The sequence below is a fragment of the Rhizobium sp. TAL182 genome (genome assembly GCF_002117725.1).
Lineage (GTDB): Bacteria > Pseudomonadota > Alphaproteobacteria > Rhizobiales > Rhizobiaceae > Rhizobium > Rhizobium esperanzae.
Genome location: NZ_CP021024.1, coordinates 4082501 through 4108148, shown reverse-complemented (window position 1 = coordinate 4108148; position 25648 = coordinate 4082501). Strand labels below are relative to the sequence as shown.

Sequence of the window (25648 nt, the reverse complement as noted above, 5' to 3'; positions counted from 1 at the left end):
GCTCCCGGAAATGCTTTAGCCCCGGCCGGCGAGCGACATGATCTTCTCGCGCAACATCTTCGCCATGTTACGCGTGCTGCGATACATGTGGAGCTGGGCGGCGGCCTGGCGCATGTCGCGGTCGCCGTTCTGGGTCAGGCCGATGACCAAAGTTCCCATCTCCTCGCGCTCCTGCCAGAAGCGGCTCATGATCGGATGATCGGAGACGGCGCAGGAATCCGAGCGCACGATGTTGGCGTCATCAAGGTGCCATTCCGTGAGTTCGCTCATCAAGAGCTTGCCCGGCGAATAGCGGGCATAGTTCTCGTCATAGGCGGTCTTCCAGGTATAAGCTTCGCCGCCCATCATCAACACCACGATGGCGGCGATCGCTTTGCCGTTAAGATCGATCGTATGAATGCGCACGGCGTCGACGGCGGCAAGGTTCGACACGGCCTCACGCGCGAAGGCAGTATGATAGCGATCGGTGACGAGAGCGCTTCGCCGTTTGCCCTTCCAGCCGCCGGCCTCCATCGCCAGGAATTCCTCGAAGCGGACGTGGACGTCGCGCGGCTGGCGGGCGACGGCGTAGACGGCCGTTCCCTGTTCCTCCAGCAGGCGCCACTGGCGGCGCATCTCACGCATGTGTGACGAGGATATGGTTTTGCCGAGATAGGCGGGCGCCTCTTCCTCACTCTGCAGCATCGGGCGCAGATAGGGATTGGTCACGGTGAGCGGAAGGTTGCGGCTGAGCGCCACGGCCTTGAGCATGCGCACGAAAATGCCGTTCAATCTCAGATCCGGCAAGACCAGTGTGCTCGGCAGGCTGAGATCGGGAACGGTCAGTCCTTCGAAGAAATTGTCGAGGGTTTCGGCCGCATCTTCGCTGTCGACGAGCGGTGTGCCGAGCGGGCCGAAGCTGTTCGACCAGCCGCGGATGATCGAGGGACCGACGGCAAAACCCGGTCTGTCGACCGAAAACGGCAGGAGGAAGCGCATGCGGCTGCGGCCGGCGCCGTGATCGCGGATGAGGGCGAAATTGACCTGCCGGTCCTCGATCCGCGGCATGGCCGGCGCAAGGAAGCGGCCGGAGAAAAAGACGTTCGGTTCCATCGCCCGGTTGGACAGGAAGTCGAGCTCATCCTGAAGTTCGTAGCCGAGCTTGCCGGGATAGAGGCAGAGCTCGCGCCCCGGCCGGCCAATCTCGGCGCGGGCCTCGGCCTGCGGCGCTTCGAAATGCAGCGCCGCGAGCTCATGGATCATGCGGTTGCTGATGCTGTCGGTGCTTTCGGTGACGGGGGGCAGGCGCACCATCTATCGAACTCTCATTTCTGGCGTTGCGGCGGAGGGGCTGGCGAAGGCGAAGAGGGCGATGCCGAGCGTGCGGCGCACGGCGACATGCAGGAGGATAGCTTCGACCGCCATGGCCGAGGCTGTGGCGACAGCGGTGCCTTCGATGCCGTAATCCGGGATCAAAGCAAGGTTGAGGCCGACATTGGCAGCCAATGCGCCGGCATAGAGCGCCACACAGAGGTTCTGCTTGCCCGCCATCATCAGCAGTGTTTCAGCCGGGCCGACCAGTGACTTGGCAAGGATGCCGGCGAGCAGGATCGCCATGACAAGATAACCTGACGTGAAGGCGCCGCCGAACAGCGACAGCAGCAGATGGCCAGCCGCGAGCACGGCGAGGCCGACCCCGAGCGCCGGCCAGAAGGTCCAGCGGGCGGCGTCGGCGGCGGCCGCCGCCAGCTGAGCGTGGTCGCCTTCGGCGATGATCGAGGAAAAGCGCGGGCCGGAAGCGGCCTTGACCGAGAAATTGATGAAATGCACCAGCGCCATGGTCTTGGCGGCGGCGAAATAGATGGCGACGTCGTGCGGTTCAAGGAAAATGCCGACGACGATGACATCGGAATTGGTGAGCAGGAAACTCACGCCCTCGATCAGGAAGATCGGGAAGGCGACACCGAGCCAGGCGAGGAAATCGATTTTGCGCGGACCTTCGTCATAGTGCCGGCGAAGGCGATAGAGTGTCGCGCCGTACTGGCCCAACGCGGTGACGAAGGTGGCGGCAAGTGCTGCCTGCATGGCGGTGACGGCCGTATGCTGTGCACCCATTGCAATGGCGATCAGCATGAAGGCGATGATGAGAATCGGCCGGACGATATAGACCGGGCTCAGCGCCATCACCGGCCAATGGTTCGCCCGCGACGTGCCTTCCAGAATATCGCCGAGCGCGATCATCGGCATGGCAAGCAGGCCGAGGAAGATCGGGACGAGATAATAGGTCTCGATCCTATCGCCGAAGAAATGCAGCCCGATCATGCCGGCGACGAGCATTACTGTGCCGGAAAGCATCGCGAAAATGCGTGCCGTGCCGGTCAGGCCGCGGATTTCGTCGAAGGCGCCTGCCGCCTTGTACTGCGGCAGAAAGCGGACGATCGCGGTGTGGAAGCCAAGGCAGGAGAGATCGCCGAAGACGACGATCAGCACCCAGACGAAAACGAAGATGCCATATTCATATTCGCCCATCAGCCGTGCGAGCACGATCTGCGAGATAAAGGCAAGCGCGGCGCTGAGGATGCGGATCGAGAAGGCCGTCAGCGCCATCCGCCGGGCGGCGGCTTTTTCGCCGCCTTCGGTGAGCATGGCGGCAAGCATGCGCAGCGTACGGCCGCCGATCGGGCGCAGGCCCGCGGGCAGCAGTTTCTCCGCTGTTTCTATGACCGCCATGATGAACACGCAAAACTCTGAGGTCAGGCAAATCGTCCCCGAAGTCTTGACAGAACAGGGTTAAGAAACGGTTCCGGATCGGGCTGCCATTCGGTGGTGAAGGCCAGGTTTTTTGTGCTGCCGCAGAAAAGAAAATGCCGCCCGGAGGCGGCATTTTCCAGCTTTTCGCGATTTTCCTCAGACCTGCTCGAAGGCACCGTGGCAATGCTTGTATTTCTTGCCGGAACCGCAAGGGCAAGCCTCGTTGCGCCCGACCTTGCCCCAGGTGGCGGGGTCGTCCGGATTCCGGTTCTCAGGCGAGACGATGACTTCGGAAGCCTGGTAGATCGGCGCGAAATCGTCCTCGCCGGTCGTCGGATCGAGATGATGGGCCTGCATCAGCGGCGGTTCCGGCTCAGCAGCCGCCTGCTGCACCAGCTCGACGCGCATCAGCTGGGCGGTGACGGCCTCGCGCAGATTGTTGAGGAGGCCGGTGAAGAGTTCGAAGGCTTCGGACTTATATTCCTGCAGCGGATCGCGCTGGGCATAGCCGCGGAAACCGATGACGGAGCGCAGATGGTCGAGGTTGACGATATGCTCGCGCCAGAGATGGTCGAGCGTCTGCATGACGATCGAGCGTTCGACGTAATGCATGATGTCGTCGCCGAAGCGCTCGGCCTTTTCGGTAAAGGCGGTGTTGGCGGCCTGCGTCAGGCGCTCGCGAATGTCGTCTTCGCCGATGCCTTCTTCCTTGAACCATTCTTCGATCGGCAGATCGAGGTTCAGGATATTGGCAACGCCGGTCTTCAGGCCGACCGCATCCCATTGTTCGGCATAGGCGCGCTCGGGGATATGCTTTTCGACCAGATCCTCGATCACTTCGCGGCGCATATCGGAGACGGTCTCGGAAATATTGGCCGATTCCATCAGTTCGAGACGCTGCTCGAAAATCACCTTGCGCTGATCGTTGAGGACGTCGTCATACTTCAGCAGATTCTTGCGGATATCGAAGTTGCGGGCTTCGACCTTCTTCTGCGCGCGCTCGAGAGCCTTGTTGATCCATGGATGGACGATCGCCTCGCCCTCCTTGAGGCCGAGCTTGGTCAGCATGCTGTCCATGCGGTCGGAACCGAAGATGCGCATCAGATCGTCCTGAAGCGAAAGGTAGAATTTCGAGCGGCCGGGGTCGCCCTGACGGCCGGAACGGCCGCGCAGCTGGTTGTCGATGCGCCGGCTCTCGTGGCGTTCGGTGGCGATGACGTAGAGACCGCCGGCGGCGAGCGCCTTCTGCTTAAGCTCCTTGATCTCCTCGACGATCGCCTGGATCCTGGCGTCGCGCTCCGGACCGGCCTCGAGTTCGCCGAGTTCGCGCTCGATGCGCATATCCAGGTTGCCGCCGAGCTGAATGTCGGTGCCGCGGCCGGCCATGTTGGTGGCGATCGTGACGGCGCCCGGCACGCCGGCCTGGGCAACGATATAGGCTTCCTGCTCGTGGTAGCGGGCGTTCAGCACCTGGAAATCGTTGAAGCCCTGCTTGCGCATGCGCTCGGCGAGCAGTTCCGACTTCTCGATCGAGGTGGTGCCGACGAGCACCGGCTGACCTCGCTTGTGAGCGTCGAGGATCTCCTCGATGATCGCCTTGAACTTCTCGTCGAAGGTCCGATAGACCTCGTCGTCCTCGTCGAGACGCTTGATCGGCAGGTTGGTCGGGACTTCGATGACATCGAGATTGTAGATATTGCCGAATTCTTCCGCTTCCGTCTGCGCCGTGCCGGTCATGCCGGCGAGCTTGTCGTACATGCGGAAGTAGTTCTGGAAGGTGATCGACGCCAGCGTCTGGTTCTCCGGCTGGATCTGCACCTTTTCCTTGGCTTCGAGCGCCTGGTGCTGGCCTTCCGAATAACGGCGGCCCGGCATCATGCGGCCGGTGAATTCATCGATGATGACGACTTCGTCGTTGCGGACGATATAGTCCTTGTCGCGCTGGAAGAGTTTGTGGGCCTTCAGCGCATTGTTGATGTGGTGGACGATCGCGACGTTCTCGATGTCGTAGAGCGCGTTACCCTTCAAGAGGCCGGCCTGACGCAGCAGGTTTTCCAGCTTCTCGGTGCCCTCTTCGGAGAAGTTGGCGGAACGCTGCTTCTCGTCGATCTCGTAATCGCTGGGTGCGAGCAGCGGAATGAAGGCGTCGATCGTATTGTAGAGTTCCGAGCGATCATCGAGCGGACCGGAGATGATCAGCGGCGTGCGCGCTTCGTCGACGAGGATCGAATCCACTTCGTCGACGATCGCGAAATTGTGGCCGCGCTGGACCATCTGATTCTTCTCGTACTTCATGTTATCGCGCAGATAATCGAAGCCGAGCTCGTTGTTGGTGGCATAGGTGATGTCGCAGGCATAGGCCGCGCGGCGCTCCTCGTCGGAGAGGCCATGGACGATGACGCCTGTGGTCATGCCGAGGAAGCCGTAGACGCGGCCCATGGTCGCCGCATCGCGCTGGGCAAGATAGTCGTTGACGGTGACGACGTGCACGCCCTTGCCGGAAAGCGCGTTCAGATAGACCGGCAGGGTGGCGACGAGAGTCTTGCCTTCGCCGGTCTTCATCTCGGCGATCGCATTCGAATGCAGGATCATGCCGCCGATCAGCTGTACGTCAAATGGTCGCAGGCCGAGAACGCGGCGCGACGCCTCGCGCACCACGGCAAAGGCGGGAATCAGAATGTCGTCGAGCGTCTTGCCTTCGGCGAGAAGGGCGCGGAATTCGGCGGTCTTTGCCGCGAGCTGCTCGTCCGTCAGCGCCTTCGTCTTCTCTTCGATGGAGTTGATCGCGGCGACGTTCGGCTGGTAGGACCGCACGCGGCGATCATTGGACGACCCAAATAACTTGCGGGCTATACCGCCAAAGCTGACCATGTGACTGGTCCTTTCTCAATATTCATCCGCGACGTTTCTTGTCCGCGGCCCAGCCGAAAATCAGGCGCACGCCTTGAAACGCCCGGAAACTGTTCTGGACGCGAGGTTGCGTGACAGATAAGAGGGGGGTCGAATGATGTCAACGGATTTGGCGGATACAGAAAGGCCACAATCCGGTGTTGATGGCTATTTTGAGCTGGAACAGGCGATGCTGAAGCCGGCGATGTAACTGTGAAGGGTTATTTGATGTTGAGCACCAATAAATTCGCCGTGCTGGCGTTTGCAACTTTCGTTGCATTCCAGGCTCCGGCCCGTGCAGAGGACGCCGTCGTCGCCAAGGTCGGCAATCTGGAGATCCACCAGTCTGAGCTCGATCTCGCCGTCGCCAACCTCGATCCGCAGCTGGCGCAGCTTCCCGACGACCAGAAGAAGGTCGCAGCCCTGTCCGCCGCCATCGATGTGAAGCTGCTAGCGGCCGGCGCGACGACGGAGAAGCTCGACCAGACTGACGAGTTCAAGAAGCGCATGCAGTACCTCACCGACCGCGAGCTTCACAATGCTTATTTCAAGAAGCACGTCGTCGACACCGTGACACCCGACGAAATCAAGGCTCGTTACGACAAGGAAGTCGCCGCGCTGCCGAAGCAGGAGGAAGTCCACGCCCGCCACATCCTGGTCAAGACCGAGGACGAAGCCAAGGACATCATCAAGCAGCTCGACGCCGGCAAGGATTTCGCCGAACTCGCCAAGGAAAAATCCACTGATCCGAACAAGTCGGAAGGCGGCGATCTCGGCTATTTCTCGCGCGGCCGTATGGTGAAGGAATTCGAGGACGCGGCCTTCGCACTCGAGAAGGGCACCTATTCGAAAACGCCCGTCAAGACCGATTTCGGCTATCATGTCATCAAGGTCGAGGACAAGCGCGACGCTCCGCCGCCGCCTTTCGACCAGGTGCAGGACCAGGTTCGTCAGCTCGTCATGCGCGACAAGTATCTTGCCCTCCTCAACCAAGCCAAATCGTCTGCCAAGGTCGAGATCTCGGACGAGACGCTGCGCAAGGGTTACGACGAGGCCAACAAGCAGCCGGAGCCGGGCAGCGAGCCCGCCCAGCCGGCGCCGAAGCAGTAATATTCGCATCAGGGCCCGGTTCTTCCGGGCCCTTCCTTATCGTTGTTGTCGCATTTCCGGACGGCGAGCCGGTTCTTTCAGTCGCCGGGAAATGCTCATTGGCAGGTTTGATCATGTCCGGTTCCGTTTCGCCGCTCGCCCCGAAATCCTTCGTTCCGATGCCTTCGCTGCGCGGCGTGCGCATGGCGACGGCTTCGGCCGGCATCAAGTACAAGAACCGCACCGACGTGCTGATGATGGTCTTCGATAAGCCGGCATCGGTCGCGGGCGTCTTCACCCGTTCCAAATGCCCCTCCGCGCCAGTCGATTTCTGCCGTGCGAACCTGCCGCACGGCACTGCGCGCGCCGTCGTCGTCAATTCCGGCAACGCCAATGCCTTTACCGGCAAGAAGGGCCGCCAGGCGACCGCCCTGACGGCAAAGTCGGCTGCTGCGGCCGTCGGCTGCGGCGAAAACGAGATCTATCTGGCATCGACCGGCGTCATCGGCGAGCCGCTCGACGCCACCAAATTCTCAGGCGTCCTTGACAGGATGCAGGCCGAGGCGACCGGCGATTTCTGGTTCGAAGCCGCCAAGGCGATCATGACGACCGATACCTATCCGAAGGTTTCAACCCGCAGCGCCGAGATCGGCGGCGTGGCCGTGACGATCAACGGCATTGCCAAAGGCGCCGGCATGATCGCGCCCGACATGGCGACCATGCTCTCCTTCGTCGTTACCGATGCCGACATCGCGTCGGAAGCGCTGCAGGCGCTTCTGTCCGACGGCGTCGGGCCGACCTTCAATTCCATGACCGTCGACAGCGACACGTCCACTTCCGATACGCTGATGCTGTTTGCGACGGGGGCTGCGGCCGAGGACGGCCAGGCCCGCATCGAACGCGCCGACGATCCGCGCCTTGCCGCCTTCCGCGCCGCGCTCAACGAAGTGCTGAAGGACCTGTCGCTGCAGGTTGTGCGCGACGGCGAAGGCGCCACCAAGATGCTCGAAATCACCGTGACGGGCGCCGAGAGCGATGCCGCCGCCAAGCGCATTGCGCTGTCGATCGCCAATTCGCCGCTGGTCAAGACAGCGGCCGCCGGCGAAGACGCCAATTGGGGCCGTATCGTCATGGCGGTCGGCAAATCCGGCGAGATGGCCGACCGCGACCGGCTCGCCATCTGGTTCGGGGACATCAGGGTCGCCGTCAACGGCGAACGTGACCCGGATTATTCCGAGGCAGCCGCGTCAAACGTGATGAAAGCGCAGGATATCCCCGTCAAAGTCGATATCGGCCTCGGCACTGGGTCGGCGACCGTCTGGACCTGCGACCTCACCAAGGAATATGTTGCGATCAATGGCGACTATCGGAGCTGATCGTCTATTGGTGCAGGCATCCATATCTTCAACGAATCTGCCATTGGTCCGCAGGCTGGAGGCCGTCGGCTTTCGCGCCTGGCCGGCGGCGTCCGTGCAATATGACGGCAGCTGGCAGGTGCGGCTGACGGCGGGCCACCCGTCCAACCGGCTGAATTCCATCGTGCCGCTCGACCCCTCGGACCATCGCGATGTCGAGATCCGTCTGGAAAAGGCGAGCCGGAAGTTCGAGGCCTATGGCCGCGCCGCCGTGGTCCGTCAGACGCCGCTCGCCTCGCCGGTGCTGATCGACCTTCTCGGCGCCCGGAACTGGACACGGTTCGACGAGACCATGGTGATGACCTGCGATCTCGCCGAGGCCGAGCTGCCGGATACGCTCGATCATCTGCCGACCCATGATGTCGGCCGTTTCGTCGATGCCAACCTGGCGGTCGACAGGGCCCCGCTGAGCCTGAAGCCGGCGCTTGCCGAAATCATTTCGGCGATCAAGCCGCCGTCGGGTCTGTTCATGATCGAGAATGCCGTGGAGGGACCGCTCGCGACCGTGCTCTGCGTTCAGGACAACGATCTTGCCGGCATCATGTCGCTTTCAGTCTGCGAAACGCGGCGGCGTGAGGGGCTCGGCACCGAAATCCTGACCTCGGCGCTGCGCTGGGCGCGCATGCGCAGCGCCCGCTCGGCTTGGCTGCAGGTCAGGCTTTCCAATCGCCCGGCCATCGCGCTCTACGAGCGCCTCGGTTTTCGCGATGCCTATCATTATTGCTATTGGCAACGAGGTCCCCGATGAGCGAGGCAGGCCGAAAAATATTGCTGGTCGCCGCCTGTGCGCTGATCGATGCCGATGGGCGTATCCTATTGGCACAGCGTCCCGAGGGAAAGTCGCTGGCCGGGCTTTGGGAGTTTCCCGGAGGGAAAGTCGAGCCCGGCGAGACTCCGGAGGAGACGCTGGTGCGTGAGCTCGAGGAAGAGCTTGGTGTCAAGACCAAGATCGCCTGCCTGGCGCCGCTCACCTTTGCCAGCCATTCCTACGAGACGTTCCACTTGTTGATGCCGCTCTATATCTGCCGGCGCTATGAGGGGATTGCCCAAGGCCTTGAGGGGCAGGCTTTGAAATGGGTGCGTGCGCAGGCGCTGCGCGACTACCCCATGCCGCCCGCCGACGAGCCGCTTATCCCGATGCTGCAGGATTTACTTTAAGCGCGTCCCGACATGTATTAGCATCGGCTGATTTTTATTGTGCCGCGGCGTTTTCGGCTGTGGATATTAATGGATCGTTTAACACCTTCTGCCAAAGATCGGCCTCAATCAAGCATCTGGCGTGCGTGTATTAAAAGGCTTGACGTCATGGACGACGATTTCTGGAAAGCTGTCCGGGAAAAGGAACGGGCTTCGTCTGCCTCGCGCAGGACGGGTGCGCTCAATATCGCCCTTCTGTTCGGCACGGCGGTGGTCGCGTTGACGTTGATTCTGACGCCTATGCTTACGGATTCCTCGAAGAAAAGTGTCTTTGCGAGTGCACCGGTCGATTTCGATACGATCACGACCGGATCGATTCCGAAGAACGAAAGCGGCAAGCACTATACCATTCGTCGTAGCGTCCTTCAGGACACGCCCGGCTCAGTCTGCGTCGTCCAAGGCTACGGCGTCGGCGCCGGTTGCTGAAGCGGACGCTTGGGATGGCCATCGCTCGGTGGCTGTGGAATTGATCGTTGCAGGCGGTTCACGCAGAAGGTTGGGGTAATGCGTCTTTGGAAAGCATTTCTTGCAGATGACAACGGCGCAACGGCGGTCGAATACGGCCTGATCGCCGCCATCATTTGCACAGCGCTTGTCTCCGGTCTCGGCATCTTTAGCGGCAGCCTGCAGAACGTCTTCAACGTGGTCAGCAACAACATCACCGTCAATTGACGAAGCTGCGGACGATCACTGCCTGAGCTTGTGTTCGTCCACTTTCAGCGCGTCGGCAAGGCGTGCTTTGGCCGAGCCCGGCTGGAGCGGCTTCTGCTGGCTCTCGTGCGGAGCCCACCCGGAGACATAGATGATCGAGAATGTCGCGCGAATGCGTCCGTCGGAATCGGAATAGCGTTCGGCGTAGATCTCTGCGGCACGCAGGAAGAAGGCGCGCGTCAGCGGCATGCGACTGCGGGCTGCAAGCGGATTGCTCATGCCCATCGCCCTGAGATCACGCATCAGCGGGAAGAGCGAGTCATATCGGACCGTATAGTTCTCAGCGTCGATCACCGGAAGGGTGAAGCCGGCGCGCTGCATCAGACTGCCGATATCGCGCACATCGGCGAAAGGGATGACGCGCGGGCTTGCGCCGCCCGTCATCTCGACCTCGGCTGCCAAAAGCACGTCGCGCAGTTCCTGCAGCGTGCCGGCGCCGGGAATGGCCGCCAGGAAAAGGCCGTCCGGCTTCAGGGCACGACGAATCTGGATGAAAACGCCGGGCGTATCGTTGGTCAGATGAAGGCTGAGCGGCGCGAGGATAAGATTGACCGATTGCGGCGCAAGCGGCACGTCCTCGAGCGTCGCCTCGACAAAAGTTTCGCCTGGGCCCGCATAGGTCTTCTCGCTCTCGACGCGGATCATCGTGCCGATCTTGCCCGTCGCCATTGCCGCGCGGGCGGCTGCACCGGTCGTGCCATGCAATTCAACGGCGGTTTCGAAGCGCCGCTCGACGACATCAAGTCTCTCGGCCATTTCCTCGGCCGCGATGTCGAGCAGGAAAGTGGCTTTCGGGTCCTTGTTAACAAGCGCGCGATGGCGATGTGCGGCGATCAGGGCTCTGTCGAAGATCGTTTCCATGGGGATGTCCATAGTCCCGGCTCGCTGCAGCGGCAAGGCGATTTTCCTTTCGAAGAGAACAGGCTAGTCTCGCCCTCATGAAACGGATCCATTCCGAATGGCCGGCAGACTTGCTCCGGGCGCATCTCCTGCGACCGTTTTCGGCGCTTGCCGATTTTCTCTATCCGCCCGCCTGTTCCGTCTGCGGCATTTCGACCGGCGGCCATCGCGGACTGTGTGCGAAATGCTGGTCCGGCATCCGCTTCATCGAGCGGCCCTATTGCGAAGTGCTCGGTATTCCCTTCTCGCATGATCTCGGCGCCGGCATCCTCAGCGCCGAGGCGATCGCCAATCCGCCGCCTTTCGACCGGTTGCGGTCAGCGGCGACGCACGACCATGCCGTCCGAGATCTCGTTCACGGGTTGAAATATCGCGATCGCACCGATCTGGCGCCGATGATGGCCGGCTGGATGCTGCGTGCCTCCGACGGCGCGGTGGAAAGCTGCGATGCGCTGATCCCGGTGCCGTTGCACCGCACCCGCATGCTGTCCCGTAAGTTCAACCAGGCTGCCGAACTTGCCCGCCATATCGCGAGCCTATCGGGCAAACCGCTGCTTGCTGCAACGCTCATCCGCGTCAAGCGCACCAGTCAGCAGGTCGGCCTCGGCGCCAAGGCGCGCGAGGACAATGTCAGAGGTGCTTTCGCGATTGCCAAAGGCTGCGAGAACGACGTTTTCGGCAAGCGTATTGTGCTTGTCGACGATGTCTACACAACAGGCGCGACAGTCGCCGCCGCCAGCCGGACGCTGCGGAAGGCGGGTGCGGCCGAGATAACGGTTTTAACCTTTGCAAGGGCCCTTTCCGAGCCTATATGACAGAAAATACCCGGCATCCGTCTGGAGATATCATGGTACCCGTCACCATCTATACACGGCAGTTCTGCGGCTATTGCAGCCGCGCCAAGTCCCTTCTCGAACAAAAAGGCGTCGACTATATCGAGCACGACGCGACCTATTCGCCGGATCTTCGCCAGGAGATGGTCGGCAAGGCGAATGGGCGCGCGACCTTCCCGCAGATCTTCATCGGCGCCGAACATGTCGGCGGTTGTGACGACCTCTTCGCGCTCGATCGCGCCGGCAAGCTCGATCCGATGCTGGCGGCCTGAAGGAAGACCCGATGAGCTTCAAGGCCGCCGCCGTTCAGATGTGCTCCGGGGTCGACCCGGCAAAGAACGCCACCGCCATGGCGCGGCTGGTGCGCGAGGCGGCCGCCAAAGGCGCCACCTATGTGCAGACGCCTGAAATGACCGGTATGCTGCAGCGTGACCGCGCGGCGGCACGCGCCGTGCTTACCGATGAGGCGCGCGATATCATCGTCAAGACGGGGTCCGAGCTTGCCAGGGAACTCGGCATCCACATGCATGTCGGCTCGACGGCGATCGCGCTTGCCGACGGCAAGATCGCCAATCGTGGTTTCCTCTTCGGTCCTGACGGGCGGATCCTCAATCGCTACGACAAGATCCATATGTTCGACGTTGATCTCGACAATGGTGAGAGCTGGCGCGAAAGCGCGTTCTATACGGCCGGCTCGGAAGCCCGCGTTCTGTCGCTGCCCTTTGCGGAAATGGGTTTTGCGATCTGCTACGATGTTCGCTTCCCCGCACTTTTCCGCGCTCAGGCCGTTGCCGGCGCCGAGGTAATGACGGTTCCTGCCGTGTTTACCAAGCAAACCGGTGAGGCGCATTGGGAAATCCTGCTGAGAGCGCGCGCGATCGAGAACGGCGTTTTCGTCGTTGCCGCGGCGCAGGCCGGCCGGCACGAGGACGGGCGCGAGACCTTCGGTCACTCGATGATCATCGACCCCTGGGGCACGGTGCTGGCTTCGGCCGGCGCAACGGGCGAGGCGGTCATCGTCGCCGAGATCGATCCCGGTGCGGTCAAGGCCGCCCATGACAAGATCCCGAACCTCAGGAACGGTCGGGAATTCTCGGTTGAGAAGATCGCGGGGGCAGTCGCAGGAGGCGTCGCCGCTTGATCCGCTATTCCCTCACCTGCGACAATGCCCATGAATTCGAAGGCTGGTTTTCAGAAAGCGCCGATTTCGACCGTCAGGTCGCGAGCGGGTCTCTGACCTGCCCGGTTTGCCATTCCGCCGCCATATCCAAGCTCCTGATGGCGCCTTCGGTGTCGACTGCGCGCAAGAAGGACGAGAGGCAGACGCTGGCGATGGACGCCATGCGCCGGGAGGCCCTGCAAAAGCTGAAAGAGGCGGTCGCGGCCGTCAAAGCCAATTCCGAGGATGTGGGCACGAAGTTCCCTGAGGAAGCCCGCAAGATCCATTATGGCGAGGCGGATGCTCGCGGCATCATCGGCCAGGCGACGGTCGACGAGGCCCAGGCGCTGGTGGAGGAAGGCATCGAGATCGCCGCCATTCCGGTACTGCCGGAAGACGTGAATTGAGATGCATTCAGTTCACCTGGCCCCTCTTGAAAGTTGGCGGAAGGCGCCGCAGACATTTAGCCGACTAATTGTCTGCGGGAACTATGCGGGCCGCTTTGCCAGCAACAAGTAGTTCACGTCCATATCCTTGGACAGGTTCCACTGGTTGGACAGCGGATTGAAGAAGACGCCGGTGCGGTCGGTAATCTCAAGGCCGCTTGCCGTGAGCGGCTTTTCCAGCTCTTCCGGGCGCACCAGCTTTTCATACTGATGGGTGCCGCGCGGCAGCCAGCGCAGGATGTTTTCAGCGGCGAAGATGGCAAGGGCCGCCGCCTTCATCGTGCGGTTGATCGTGGCGATGAAGATCAGGCCGCCGGGGCGAACCATCTTTGCGCAGGTCGTCATGAAGAACTCGACGTCGGCGACGTGTTCGACCACTTCCATGTTCAAGACGATATCGAAAGTCTCGCCGGCGTCGGCAAGTTCCTCGGCGGTGACCGCGCGATAGTCGACCGCAACGCCTGAGGCCTTCGCATGGGTCGAGGCGATGCCGATATTCTTCTCGGAGGGGTCCGCGCCGACGACAGAGGCGCCCATGCGGGCGACGGGTTCGGACAGGAGACCGCCGCCGCAGCCGATATCGAGCACGCGCAGGCCTTCGAGCGGGCGGGCGCTTTTCGGATCACGGCCGAAATTCTCACAGGCCTTGTCTCTTATATAGGCGAGACGGACGGGGTTGAATTTGTGCAGTGGCTTGAACTTGCCGGTCGGGCTCCACCATTCCGCCGCCATCGCCGAGAAGCGGTCCACTTCGCCCTGGTCGATCGTGCTCCTGGCGCCTTCCGTCATCGTCTTCTCCTTGCGTTCGTGACAAGTGAAGTCGGACGATCGGCGACATAAGTCAAGGGCGGAGGTTATCGAGGAGCGACGGGCGTGCAGACGCTCGGCAATTGCTTTATATCGTGCGCTTGCCTCCCCCCGCCAAACTCGCTAAGAGACCCCGCAACTTGGGGCCTTCAGGGCCTGGGCTTTTAGAGCGGTTCCAGAAAGTAGGAGCCCGGCTCTTTCGCCAAGCCGTTCGCCCCAGAGCTTTCGTGATGCCGGGTCGGGTTTCCGCTTCCCGGCGCCAGTCGTGGTAGAGGCATATGGCACGCATCGTAATGAAATTCGGCGGCACGTCCGTCGCTGACCTGGACCGCATCAAGAACGTTGCCCGCCACGTCAAACGCGAAGTCGATGCCGGTCACGAGGTCGCGGTGGTGGTCTCGGCGATGTCCGGCAAGACCAATGAGCTGGTCGGCTGGGTGCAGGGCACGCCGAAGGTCATCGGCGCCAATTCGCCGTTTTACGATGCGCGGGAATATGATGCGGTCGTCGCCTCCGGTGAGCAGGTGACCTCGGGGCTGCTGGCGATCGCATTGCAGGCGATGGATATCAATGCGCGGTCCTGGCAGGGATGGCAGATTCCGATCCGCACGGACAACGCACATGGCGCAGCCCGGATTCTGGAGATCGACGGTTCCGACATCGTCAAGCGGATGGGCGAGGGGCAGGTCGCCGTCATCGCCGGCTTCCAGGGGTTGGGACCGGACAACCGCATCGCCACTCTGGGACGCGGCGGGTCGGACACGTCGGCCGTCGCCATTGCCGCGGCTGTCAAAGCGGATCGCTGCGATATCTATACCGATGTCGACGGTGTCTATACGACCGATCCGCGCATCGTGCCGCAGGCGCGCAGGCTGAAGAAGATCGCCTTCGAGGAAATGCTTGAGATGGCCTCGCTCGGCGCCAAGGTGCTGCAGGTGCGCTCGGTCGAGCTTGCCATGGTGCACAAGGTGCGTACCTTCGTGCGCTCGTCTTTCGAAGATCCCGATGCTCCGGGCATGGGCGATCTGTTGAACCCGCCCGGAACGCTGATTTGTGACGAGGATGAAATCGTGGAACAGGAAGTAGTCACCGGCATCGCCTATGCCAAGGATGAGGCTCAGATCTCGCTTCGCCGTCTTGCCGACCGGCCGGGCGTTTCCGCCGCGATCTTCGGACCGCTTGCCGAATCCCATATCAATGTCGACATGATCGTCCAGAATATCTCCGAGGACGGATCGAAGACCGATATGACCTTCACCGTGCCGTCGGGCGATGTCGAGAAGGCGATCAAGGTGCTCGGCGACCATAAGGAGAAGATCGGCTACGACGTCGTGCAAAACGAATCGGGGCTGGTGAAAGTCTCGGTCATCGGCATCGGCATGCGCAGCCATGCCGGCGTGGCAGCGACCGCGTTTCGTGCACTTGCCGAAAAAGGCATCAACATCAAGGCGATCACCACCTCCGAGATCAAGATTTCCATCCTGATTGACGGTCCCTATGCAGAACTCGCTGTCAGGACTTTGCATTCCTGCTACGGTCTGGATAAGAATTGATTCCCAGCGGGCGGCCTGCCCCTTCAGGTTGAGGAGACGAAGGCAGGCCGGCCGGGACAGAGTGCGTTGTTTCGGGAGCTTGAGACGCCATGAGAGACCTTTCCGGCGGTCCGCGCGTGCTGCTCAGGCGGCTGCGCGAGTTGATGGCAGAGCCGCTGGAGCCGCAGGATCGTCTTGACCGAATCGTCCGACAGATTGCCAGCAACATGGTGGCGGAAGTCTGCTCCGTCTATGTGCTGCGCGCCGACGGTGTGCTCGAACTCTACGCGACCGAAGGTCTCAACCGCGAGGCGGTGCACCTGGCGCAGCTGAAGATGGGGCAGGGCCTAGTCGGCACGATCGCCGCCTCGGCGCAGCCGCTCAACCTTTCCGACGCGCAGTCGCATCCGGCCTTCCGCTACCTGCCGGAGACGGGCGAAGAAATCTACCATTCCTTCCTCGGTGTGCCGATCCTCAGGACCGGGCGCTCGCTTGGCGTTCTCGTCGTCCAGAACAAGGCGAGCCGCAACTATCGCGAGGAGGAGGTGGAAGCACTCGAAACGACGGCGATGGTGCTTGCCGAGATGATCGCCACCGGCGAGCTCAAGAAGATCACCAAACCGGGCCTCGAACTCGACCTGACGCGTTCGGTGACGATTGACGGCGACACCTATAATGACGGCATCGGCCTTGGCTATGTCGTCTTGCACGAGCCGCGCATCGTCGTCACCAACCTGCTGAACGAGGATGCCGAGAAGGAAATCCGCCGGCTGGCGGAGGCCATGGGGTCGCTCAGGATCTCGATCGACGACATGCTGTCGCGCCGCGACGTCTCGATGGAAGGCGAACATCGCGAGGTGCTCGAAACCTATCGCATGTTCGCGCATGACCAGGGCTGGGTGCGCAAGCTCGAGGAAGCGATCCGCAACGGCCTGACGGCGGAAGCGGCGGTCGAAAAGGTGCAGAGCGACACCAAGGCGCGGATGATGCGGTTGACCGACCCTTATCTGCGCGAACGCATGCACGATTTCGAGGACCTGGCGAACCGGCTGCTCAGGCAGTTGACGGGTTATACCGGGCGCACGACCGCCGAGGGTTTTCCCAATGACGCGATCATCCTGGCGCGGGCCATGGGGGCGGCCGAGCTGCTCGATTATCCCCGTGCCAACGTGCGCGGGCTGGTGCTGGAAGAGGGAGCGGTGACGAGCCATGTGGTGATCGTCGCCCGCGCCATGGGCATTCCCGTCATCGGCCAGGCGGCGGGTGTTGTGGCGCTCGCCGAGAATGGCGATGCCGTGATCATCGACGCCGACGAAGGGCATGTGCATCTCCGGCCGATGGCCGATCATCGGCGCTCCTACGAGGAAAAAGTGCGCTTCCGCGCGAGGCGGCAGGAGCAGTTCCGGGCGTTGCGCGCGATCGAGCCGGTCACCAAAGACGGCCAGCGGATCTCGCTTATGATGAATGCCGGCCTGCTGGTCGACCTGCCGCAGCTCTCGGAATCGGGTGCGGAGGGCATCGGTCTCTTCCGCACCGAGCTGCAGTTCATGATTGCCTCGACCATGCCGAAGGCGGAAGAGCAGGAGCAGTTCTACCGCAATGTGATCAAACAGGCGGCAGGCCGCGTCGTCACCTTCCGCACGCTCGATATCGGCGGCGACAAGGTGGTGCCCTATTTCCGAGGCCATGAGGAGGAAAATCCCGCACTCGGCTGGCGCGCGATCCGGCTGTCGCTCGACCGTCCGGGATTGTTGCGCACCCAGCTGCGCGCCATGCTGAAGGCGTCCGCCGGCACCGAGCTGAAGCTGATGGTGCCGATGGTGACTGAGGTTTCCGAGCTGAAGATGGTGCGCGAACTCCTGCAGAAAGAAGTGCAGCATCTGTCGCGCTTCGGGCATGGACTGCCGCGCAAGCTGCAATTCGGAGCGATGCTGGAGGTGCCTGCGCTGCTCTGGCAGCTCGACGAACTGATGGAGGCGGTCGATTTCGTCTCGGTCGGTTCCAACGACCTTTTCCAGTTTGCTATGGCGGTCGATCGCGGCAATGCGCGGGTGTCCGATCGCTTCGACCCCCTCGGAAAACCGTTTTTGCGGATCCTCCGTGATATCGTGCGCGGGGCGGATCGGAACACGACGCCGGTGACGCTTTGCGGCGAGCTTGCCGGCAAGCCGCTTTCGGCAATGGCGCTGCTCGGCATCGGCTTTCGGTCGATCTCGATGTCGCCGGCCTCGATTGGTCCGGTAAAGGCGATGCTGCTCGGGCTTGATGTCGGAGCGCTGGCGAAGGTGATGGACGAAGTGCTGGACGATCATCGCAGCACGGTGCCGATGCGCGAGGTGCTTGCCCGCTTCGCCGAGAGCCACAATATTCCCCTTTAGAGAAATATAAGAAGAATCGGAGTGAAGGGTGGCGAAGCTTCCCGTTGAAAAAATGCGCGAGCTGGAACGCCGTTTCGGCGAGATCGAAGCGCGCATGTCGGCTGGCCCGGCCGCCGATGTCTATGTGAAGCTTGCATCCGAATATTCCGAGCTGCAGCCCGTCGTGACGAAGATCCGCGCCTATGAGAAGGCTGTCGCCGAGCTCGCCGATCTCGAAACGCTGCTCGAGGACAAATCGGTCGATCGCGAGATGCGCGATCTTGCCGAGCTCGAACTGCCCGAAGTGAAAGGGCGGATCGAGGCGCTGGAGCAGGAAATGCAGATCCTGCTTCTGCCGAAGGACGCAGCCGACGAAAAGAGCGCGATCCTGGAAATCCGCGCCGGCACCGGCGGCTCGGAAGCTGCCCTTTTTGCCGGCGATCTTTTCCGGATGTACGAGCGTTTCGCGTCGGAAAAGGGCTGGAAGGTAGAGGTGCTCTCGGCAAGCGAGGGTGAAGCCGGCGGCTACAAGGAAATCATCGCGACGATCACAGGCCGGGGGGTGTTCGCCAAGTTGAAGTTCGAATCCGGCGTGCACCGTGTGCAGCGCGTGCCGGAGACCGAAGCAGGCGGGCGCATCCATACTTCGGCCGCGACGGTGGCGGTGCTGCCGGAAGCCGAGGAGATCGACATCGACATTCGGCCGGAAGACATCCGCATCGATACGATGCGCTCTTCGGGCGCCGGAGGTCAGCACGTCAATACGACGGACTCGGCGGTGCGCATCACCCATCTGCCGACCGGCATCGTCGTCACCAGCTCGGAAAAATCACAGCATCAGAACCGCGCCAAGGCGATGCAGGTCTTGCGTTCCAGGCTTTACGATGCCGAGCGGCAGCGGGCCGATAGTGAGCGCTCGGCCGATCGCAAGAGCCAGGTCGGCTCCGGCGATCGTTCGGAACGCATCCGTACCTATAATTTCCCCCAGGGTCGCATAACGGACCATCGCATCAATCTGACGCTTTACAAGCTCGACCGGATGATGGAAGGCGAGATCGAAGAGGTCGTCGACGCACTGATGGCCGATTATCAAGCAAGCCAGCTGGCGCAGCTCGGCGAACAGCAATGAGCGCTACGGTCGCCGATATGCTTGCCGAAGCGCGCCGTCGTTTCACAGAGGCAGGCATTGTCGATCCGGTGACCGATGCGCGGCTGCTTGTCGCAGGCATTTTGAAACTGTCGTCAACGGAGCTTTTGACGCGGTCGGCCGAGAGGCTCTCTTCAGATCAGGCGGAGGCGATTTCGAGGGCCTTGGAGCGGCGTCTCGGCCATGAGCCGGTGCATCGTATTCTGGGCGAGCGGGAATTCTACGGCCTGCCGCTTGGCTTGTCGGCGGAAACTCTGGAGCCGCGTCCGGATACGGAAATCCTGGTCGATACGGTGCTTCCCTATTTGAAGGACCTTGCAAAGGCGCAACGCCATCTCCATATTCTTGATATCGGAACCGGGAGTGGGGCGATATGCCTCGCGCTCTTGAGTGAATGTCCCGAGGCGTCAGGTATCGGCAGCGACATATCGGCTGATGCACTTAGGACGGCGAAGTCAAATGCAGAAAGAAACGGGTTGCAGGATCGTTTTCAGGCCGTGCAGTCGAAATGGTTCGAGAACATCCAGGGCTCCTTTCACGCGATTGTCTCAAATCCGCCCTATATTGCCTCCAATGTCATTCACGATCTCGCTCCCGAAGTGACGAAATTTGATCCGGTTGCAGCGCTGGATGGCGGCCCGGATGGGCTTGACGCTTACAAAGCCATAGCCAAGGATGCGGCAAGGTTCATGAGGCCCAACGGGGTTCTCGGACTGGAAATCGGCTACGATCAGCGAAACGATGTGACGGCGATCTTCGAAGCGAAAGGCTTCAAGTGCCTCAAATCCGTGAAAGATTATGGTCAGAACGACAGGGCGCTTGTTTTCGCGCTTGCGTAAAAGGCGGTAACTGCGGCATCGGACGGGACATTATTGCTATTGCGAAGAAAAGGCTTGGATTTCCCAGGGAAGCAATATAGGTTGCGGACACGTGTTGGGCAGATAGGAATGAACGAGATTCGTTCGGCACTTGGTTTGCCTCGGGGGTCCGCTCTTTTAAACGAGAGTTTCAACGGTTGAACACGACCCAACGCGTGAATCAGTCAAACTGACTTGAGAACCAAGCGGCAGGTCGGCGCAAAGGCGCAGTATGCTCGCGGCACAAAGGTCCTGACCCGGTTTTCCGGTCATGGCGGTTGGTGCCATGTATCCATCACAAACAGAGAATTCAGGTGAACGATCTATGAGGCCAGGACAGCAAAACAAGCGCGGTCGAGGGCGTGGTAACAACAATAACAATGGCGGCGGCGGAAATAACAATAACAACAATTTCAACCGCAAGGGCGGTAACCCGCTGACCCGGAGCTATGACAGCTCCGGTCCCGATGTTAAGATTCGCGGTACTGCACAGCATATCGCCGAGAAATATGCGCAACTTGCCCGTGATGCCCAGAGCTCTGGCGACCGCGTGATAGCCGAGAATTATCTTCAGCACGCCGAACATTACAATCGGATCATTGCCAGCGCTCAGGCGCAGATGCAAGAGCGGTTCCAGCGCGACGATCGCAGCGACTACAATGACCGCGACGCGGCGGATCGCGACAGCGACGACATCGATACCAGCGACAATGATGGCGACGATGTCGTCGTCGTCCAGCCGCCGCAGAGCAGGCAGCATCAGCCGCAGGCACAACCAAAGTCCGCGCCGGCACCCGTTGCGGCGCCTGCCCCGGCACCCCAACCCGAAATCATCGACGGAACCGGCCCGCAGCCGGAGATCGAAGGCATTCCTGCCGAGGTCGCCATGGACGAGGAAGGGTCTGCCGGCCAGTCACGCGAACGCCAGCCCCGTCGTCGTAGCCCCGGCAATCGTCCCCGTCGCCCGCGCCGCGGCGCAGACGGCGATGCAGCCTCCGAGGGCGAGGGTGCTTCCGCCGACGCGCCGGTTCTGGCGGATGCCGCATCGGATTAAGGGATCTGGCCGCTCCTTTCGGGGAGAGCCGGGTGCTCATGCCATCTGTTCGAATTTCCTTGAAAATCCCCGGCCTCGTGCCGGGGATTTTCGTCTTATGGGCTCTTTAAACTCCCGAAACAGCGTACCATATTCTCCTCGACTGCTTCGCCCAAATCCCAGATGGGCCAAGCGCGGCCTGCCTTTTCAGGGGGTCGATCTCAATCATCGGTCTGCGCCTCGTAAGGGCAGGGCGATCAATGGAGGTAGAATATGAATATCGAGAAATATTCCGAGCGGGTGCGCGGTTTCATTCAGTCGGCCCAAACCTATGCGCTGGCGCAGGGGCATCAGCAATTTTCACCCGAACATGTGCTCAAAGTTCTGCTCGATGACGATCAGGGCATGGCGGCGTCGCTGATCGAGCGTGCCGGCGGCGATGCCAAGGCTGCTCGCCTTGCCAATGACGCGGCTCTTGCCAAGTTGCCGAAGATATCGGGCGGCAACGGCAACATCTACCTGGCGCAACCGCTCGCCAAGGTGCTTTCGACCGCCGAAGAGGTGGCCAAGAAAGCCGGCGACAGTTTTGTTACGGTCGAACGTCTGCTGCAGGCGCTGGCGATCGAATCCTCGGCTTCGACCTATTCGACGCTGAAGAATGCGGGCGTGACAGCCCAAGGTCTCAACCAGGTCATCAACGATATCCGCAAGGGCCGGACCGCGGATTCCGCCAGCGCCGAGCAGGGCTTCGATTCACTCAAGAAATTCGCCCGCGACCTCACTGGCGAAGCCCGCGAGGGCAAGCTCGATCCGGTGATCGGCCGCGACGATGAGATCCGCCGCACCATCCAGGTCCTGTCGCGCCGCACCAAGAACAATCCGGTGCTGATCGGCGAGCCGGGCGTTGGCAAGACGGCGATCGTCGAAGGTCTGGCTCTGCGCATCGTCAACGGCGACGTGCCGGAATCGCTGAAGGACAAGAAGCTGATGGCGCTCGACATGGGCGCGCTGATTGCCGGCGCGAAATATCGCGGCGAATTCGAAGAGCGGCTGAAAGCGGTCCTCAATGAAGTTCAGGCGGAAAACGGCGAGATCATCCTATTCATCGACGAGATGCACACGCTGGTCGGCGCCGGCAAGGCGGACGGGGCGATGGATGCCTCCAACCTTCTAAAGCCTGCGCTTGCCCGCGGCGAGCTGCATTGCGTCGGCGCAACCACGCTCGACGAATATCGTAAACATGTCGAGAAGGATCCGGCGCTTGCCCGCCGTTTCCAGCCTGTCGTCGTCGACGAACCGACGGTCGAAGATACGATCTCGATCCTGCGCGGACTCAAGGAAAAATACGAGCAGCATCACAAGGTTCGCATCGCCGATGCGGCGCTGGTCGCCGCCGCGACGCTGTCCAACCGCTATATCACGGATCGCTTCCTGCCCGATAAGGCCATCGATCTGATGGATGAGGCGGCGGCGCGACTGCGCATGCAGGTGGATTCCAAGCCGGAAGAGCTCGATGAACTCGACCGCCGGATCATTCAGATGAAGATCGAGCGTGAGGCGCTGAAGAAGGAGACCGACGTTGCTTCCGCCGACCGGCTGAAGCGACTGGAGACCGAACTCACCGCGCTTGAAGAGGAGGCCGATGCGCTGACGGCCCGCTGGCAGGCGGAAAAGCAGAAGCTCGGCCTTGCCGCCGATCTCAAGAAGCAGCTCGACGACGCCCGCAACGAACTGGCGATTGCCCAGCGCAAGGGTGAATTCCAGCGCGCCGGCGAGCTCACCTACGGCGTCATTCCGGATCTCGAAAAGCAGCTGGTCGAAGCCGAGAAGCAGGATGGTGAACGCGGCGCGATGGTGCAGGAGGTGGTCAGCCCCGACAATATCGCCCATGTCGTTTCCCGCTGGACCGGCATCCCGGTCGACAAGATGCTGGAAGGCGAACGCGACAAGTTGCTTCGGATGGAAGACGAGCTGGCGAAATCGGTGATCGGCCAGGGCGATGCGGTTCAGGCCGTGTCGCGCGCCGTCCGCCGCGCCCGCGCCGGCCTGCAAGATCCGAACCGGCCGATCGGCTCGTTCATCTTCCTCGGCCCGACCGGCGTCGGCAAGACCGAACTTACCAAGGCGCTCGCCCGCTTCCTCTTCGACGACGAAACGGCCATGGTGCGCATGGACATGTCGGAATACATGGAGAAACACTCCGTCGCCCGGTTGATCGGCGCGCCTCCCGGCTATGTTGGTTATGACGAAGGCGGGGCGTTGACGGAAGCCGTGCGCCGCCGGCCATATCAGGTCGTGTTGTTCGATGAGATCGAGAAGGCGCATCCCGACGTCTTCAACATCCTGCTGCAGGTGCTGGACGACGGACGGTTGACGGACGGTCAGGGCCGGACGGTCGACTTCCGTAATACGATGATCATCATGACCTCGAACCTCGGAGCCGAATATCTGACGCAGCTCAGGGACGGCGATGACAGCGATACGGTTCGCGAGCAGGTGATGGACGTCGTGCGTGGGCATTTCCGGCCGGAGTTCCTGAACCGCATCGATGAGATCATCCTCTTCCACCGCCTGAAACGCGAGGAGATGGGCGCGATTGTCGATATCCAGCTGAAGCGGCTGGTGGCTCTGCTGTCCGAACGCAAGATTGTTATCGATCTCGACGAGGAAGCTCGCCATTGGCTGGCGAACAAGGGGTATGATCCGGTTTACGGCGCAAGGCCGCTGAAGCGGGTGATCCAGAAATTCGTGCAGGACCCGTTGGCCGAGCAGATCCTGTCGGGCCAGGTGCCGGACGGATCGACTGTCAAGGTGACGAATGGTTCGGACCGGCTGCAGTTCAGCACGCGGCAGACGGTGAGCGCAGCGGCATAATTTGGTTTGTCGAGAAATGAGAAATGGCGGCTTCAGCCGCCATTTCTCGTTTAGAGACTACTTGCTCGCCACCTGATCCGGCGTCTGGTTGTTCAGCAGCGTATCGATACGCTTTCGCTCGTCCTCGAATTTCGCCAGCGCCTCGCCCTGCAGCGATTTGCCGCCCGGCAGACGGATGCGCAGCGGATCGACCTTGGTGCCGTTGACGATCAGCTCGTAATGCAGATGCGGGCCGGTGGATTCACCCGTCGTGCCGACCCAGCCGATCACCTGGCCCTGACGTATTTTCGCGCCGGGAACGACGCCTTTGGCAATGGCGCTCTGGTGATTATAGGAGGATTCATAGCCATTGGCATGGCGGATGATCGTCTGATTGCCGTAGCCGCCGGAATCCCAGCCGGCTTTTTCGACTGTGCCATTGCCGGAGGCGATAATCGCGGTGCCACGCGGCGCCGCCCAATCGACGCCGGTATGCATTCGCGCGAAACCGAGGATCGGATGGCGGCGCATGCCGAAGCCCGACTTGAAAATGCCGTTCGGAACCGGGTTGCGCAGCAGGAACTGACGGATGCTCTTGCCGTTCTCGTCGAAATAATCGACCGTGCCGTCGTCGGGATCCTGGAAGCGATAGAAGCGCGTCTGCGTATCGCCGAAACGAGCATTGACGTAGAGCAGTTCGGAATCCTCGGTCGCCTGGCCGGTGCTGTCGGCGACGGAGAAGAAGGCCTCCAGCTTATCGGTCGATCTCAGCTGCGCCTGGAAATCGACATTGCTTGCGAGCAGCTTGATGATCAGCGCGGTCATATCCTTGGTCATGCCATAGGAAAGGGCGGCACGATAGATGCCGTCATAGACGCGCGGCAGGTTCTGGCCGGGCGGCGGAGCGAAGGTATTGTCATCGAAAGCGGTGGCGATGGCATCCAGCATCGGCGGCTCGCTGCCGGACACGTATTTGCCCTTGTCGTCGAGGGCTACGGTGACGAGATGGCGCGTGCCGCGGTAGACGCTGGCCCGGATGATCTTTGCCTGTTCGCCCTTCTGGATGATGCCGATGCGCAGCACGTCACCCTTTTCGAGATCGCTGGCGCCGAGTTGCTGCGAGATATAGTTGGCAATGCCATCGGCATATTGCTGTGGGTAGCCTGAATCCGTAAGCGCCTTGGCGATCGGTGTATCGGCGCGCACCGGAAGAATGTCGTCGGCGAATTCTTCGGTCTGCGGCGTGATCGATTCCGGCGCAGAAACCGTCATGTTCTGCTCGAGCACGCGGGCTGACAGGCCGGCGGTCAGATCGACATCGGCTTCCTCATTGGAGAAACGACGTGGATCGACGTAGTAGAGGGCTGCGAGCTGCGTATTGCCGTCGGTCAGCACGGAGCCGTTGGAACGGACGTTCTCCTCGACCTCCTCGAGCGACAGGCCGGAGGCCATTTTCATACTGGTCTTGGCGGTCGGGAAGGGAACGGTCTTCAGACTGACCTCGGATTCAACGTCGGAGCCGTAGAGTACGCCGGTGCGGCTCTGCGGGGCGGGCTGCGGTTCGTCGGCGGAAAATATCGCCAGAGGATCGAAATCGGGGTAGTCCTCGGTCGCCACATGGTTGGCGGCCAGCGTCATCTTCACATGCGCGAACGGCTGGCGGCGCACGACCTCCTTTTCGCCGTCATGGACG

At 61.5% G+C, this 25648-nt stretch carries 22 protein-coding genes (1 of these 22 only partly in view); 16 read left to right on the top strand and 6 right to left on the bottom strand.

Annotated elements, in window-relative coordinates:
* Nucleotides 1-15 precede the first annotated feature (15 nt).
* From Tal182_RS20420 to secA, 3 genes are all read right to left on the bottom strand, one after another.
* Nucleotides 16-1293, bottom strand: a complete 1278-nt coding sequence (locus Tal182_RS20420) for a GNAT family N-acetyltransferase (protein WP_085860569.1) — start codon at nucleotides 1291-1293, stop codon at nucleotides 16-18.
* The gene (locus Tal182_RS20415; RefSeq protein WP_085861006.1) at nucleotides 1294-2709 is read right to left on the bottom strand and encodes a lipopolysaccharide biosynthesis protein; all 1416 of its coding nucleotides are present in this window, start codon (nucleotides 2707-2709) and stop codon (nucleotides 1294-1296) included.
* Nucleotides 2710-2886: 177 nt separating this feature from the next.
* Nucleotides 2887-5601: a preprotein translocase subunit SecA gene (gene secA, locus Tal182_RS20410; RefSeq protein ID WP_085860568.1), complete on the bottom strand. Its 2715-nt coding sequence runs from the start codon at nucleotides 5599-5601 to the stop codon at nucleotides 2887-2889.
* Nucleotides 5602-5847: 246 nt separating this feature from the next.
* On the opposite strand from secA, the gene Tal182_RS20405 reads away from it, so the two are divergent.
* From Tal182_RS20405 to Tal182_RS20380, 6 genes are all read left to right on the top strand, one after another.
* Nucleotides 5848-6729, top strand: coding sequence for a peptidylprolyl isomerase (locus Tal182_RS20405; RefSeq protein ID WP_064806365.1), 882 nt, complete (start codon nucleotides 5848-5850; stop codon nucleotides 6727-6729).
* Between the two features lie 113 nt (nucleotides 6730-6842).
* Entirely contained in the window at nucleotides 6843-8084 is a 1242-nt protein-coding gene (gene argJ, locus Tal182_RS20400; protein ID WP_085861005.1) for a bifunctional glutamate N-acetyltransferase/amino-acid acetyltransferase ArgJ, read from the top strand.
* Complete coding sequence (locus tag Tal182_RS20395) at nucleotides 8065-8871, top strand: GNAT family N-acetyltransferase (protein WP_085860567.1); 807 nt, start codon at nucleotides 8065-8067, stop codon at nucleotides 8869-8871. The genes argJ and Tal182_RS20395 overlap by 20 nt, the downstream gene beginning before the upstream one ends.
* Nucleotides 8868-9281 (top strand): 8-oxo-dGTP diphosphatase MutT, encoded by a 414-nt coding sequence (gene mutT / locus Tal182_RS20390; protein ID WP_064805216.1) that lies wholly within the window; start codon nucleotides 8868-8870, stop codon nucleotides 9279-9281. Before Tal182_RS20395 ends, mutT begins: the two co-directional genes overlap by 4 nt.
* A gap of 147 nt (nucleotides 9282-9428) precedes the next feature.
* Nucleotides 9429-9746, top strand: a complete 318-nt coding sequence (locus Tal182_RS20385) for a hypothetical protein (protein ID WP_085860566.1) — start codon at nucleotides 9429-9431, stop codon at nucleotides 9744-9746.
* Between the two features lie 78 nt (nucleotides 9747-9824).
* Entirely contained in the window at nucleotides 9825-9992 is a 168-nt protein-coding gene (locus Tal182_RS20380) for a Flp family type IVb pilin (protein ID WP_064805214.1), read from the top strand.
* Nucleotides 9993-10007: 15 nt separating this feature from the next.
* Here Tal182_RS20380 and Tal182_RS20375 read toward each other — a convergent pair whose 3' ends face one another.
* Nucleotides 10008-10892 carry a methyltransferase domain-containing protein gene (locus tag Tal182_RS20375; protein WP_085861004.1) on the bottom strand — a complete coding sequence of 295 codons (885 nt, stop codon included), beginning with the start codon at nucleotides 10890-10892 and terminating at the stop codon, nucleotides 10008-10010.
* A 77-nt stretch (nucleotides 10893-10969) separates the two neighbouring features.
* On the opposite strand from Tal182_RS20375, the gene Tal182_RS20370 reads away from it, so the two are divergent.
* From Tal182_RS20370 to Tal182_RS20355, 4 genes are read left to right on the top strand one after another with little or no spacing between them, the layout of a single operon-like run.
* Entirely contained in the window at nucleotides 10970-11746 is a 777-nt protein-coding gene (locus tag Tal182_RS20370; RefSeq protein ID WP_085860565.1) for a ComF family protein, read from the top strand.
* Nucleotides 11747-11778: 32 nt separating this feature from the next.
* On the top strand, nucleotides 11779-12036 hold the full coding sequence (gene grxC, locus Tal182_RS20365) for a glutaredoxin 3 (RefSeq protein ID WP_064805210.1): 258 nt from the start codon (nucleotides 11779-11781) through the stop codon (nucleotides 12034-12036).
* 11 nt (nucleotides 12037-12047) lie between these two features.
* Entirely contained in the window at nucleotides 12048-12905 is an 858-nt protein-coding gene (locus Tal182_RS20360; RefSeq protein ID WP_064805208.1) for a carbon-nitrogen hydrolase family protein, read from the top strand.
* Nucleotides 12902-13330, top strand: coding sequence for a DUF1178 family protein (locus Tal182_RS20355; RefSeq protein ID WP_085860564.1), 429 nt, complete (start codon nucleotides 12902-12904; stop codon nucleotides 13328-13330). Before Tal182_RS20360 ends, Tal182_RS20355 begins: the two co-directional genes overlap by 4 nt.
* A gap of 81 nt (nucleotides 13331-13411) precedes the next feature.
* Here Tal182_RS20355 and ubiG read toward each other — a convergent pair whose 3' ends face one another.
* Nucleotides 13412-14158, bottom strand: a complete 747-nt coding sequence (ubiG, locus tag Tal182_RS20350; RefSeq protein WP_085860563.1) for a bifunctional 2-polyprenyl-6-hydroxyphenol methylase/3-demethylubiquinol 3-O-methyltransferase UbiG — start codon at nucleotides 14156-14158, stop codon at nucleotides 13412-13414.
* 296 nt (nucleotides 14159-14454) lie between these two features.
* Here ubiG and Tal182_RS20345 point away from each other — a divergent pair, with 296 nt between their 5' ends.
* From Tal182_RS20345 to clpB, 6 genes are all read left to right on the top strand, one after another.
* Nucleotides 14455-15729: an aspartate kinase gene (locus Tal182_RS20345; RefSeq protein WP_064697592.1), complete on the top strand. Its 1275-nt coding sequence runs from the start codon at nucleotides 14455-14457 to the stop codon at nucleotides 15727-15729.
* An 89-nt stretch (nucleotides 15730-15818) separates the two neighbouring features.
* On the top strand, nucleotides 15819-18086 hold the full coding sequence (gene ptsP, locus Tal182_RS20340) for a phosphoenolpyruvate--protein phosphotransferase (protein ID WP_064805203.1): 2268 nt from the start codon (nucleotides 15819-15821) through the stop codon (nucleotides 18084-18086).
* A gap of 28 nt (nucleotides 18087-18114) precedes the next feature.
* The gene (prfA, locus tag Tal182_RS20335; RefSeq protein ID WP_064805201.1) at nucleotides 18115-19194 is read left to right on the top strand and encodes a peptide chain release factor 1; all 1080 of its coding nucleotides are present in this window, start codon (nucleotides 18115-18117) and stop codon (nucleotides 19192-19194) included.
* The gene (prmC, locus tag Tal182_RS20330; protein WP_085860562.1) at nucleotides 19191-20051 is read left to right on the top strand and encodes a peptide chain release factor N(5)-glutamine methyltransferase; all 861 of its coding nucleotides are present in this window, start codon (nucleotides 19191-19193) and stop codon (nucleotides 20049-20051) included. Before prfA ends, prmC begins: the two co-directional genes overlap by 4 nt.
* A gap of 343 nt (nucleotides 20052-20394) precedes the next feature.
* Nucleotides 20395-21123: a DUF4167 domain-containing protein gene (locus Tal182_RS20325; protein WP_085860561.1), complete on the top strand. Its 729-nt coding sequence runs from the start codon at nucleotides 20395-20397 to the stop codon at nucleotides 21121-21123.
* A gap of 252 nt (nucleotides 21124-21375) precedes the next feature.
* Entirely contained in the window at nucleotides 21376-23976 is a 2601-nt protein-coding gene (gene clpB / locus Tal182_RS20320; RefSeq protein ID WP_064805196.1) for an ATP-dependent chaperone ClpB, read from the top strand.
* Nucleotides 23977-24033: 57 nt separating this feature from the next.
* Here clpB and Tal182_RS20315 read toward each other — a convergent pair whose 3' ends face one another.
* Nucleotides 24034-25648 carry the 3' portion of a M23 family metallopeptidase gene (locus Tal182_RS20315; protein ID WP_064805194.1) on the bottom strand. Its footprint extends 326 nt past the window's final position, so only the last 1615 of its 1941 coding nucleotides appear in the window; its start codon lies beyond the right edge, outside the window; its stop codon occupies nucleotides 24034-24036.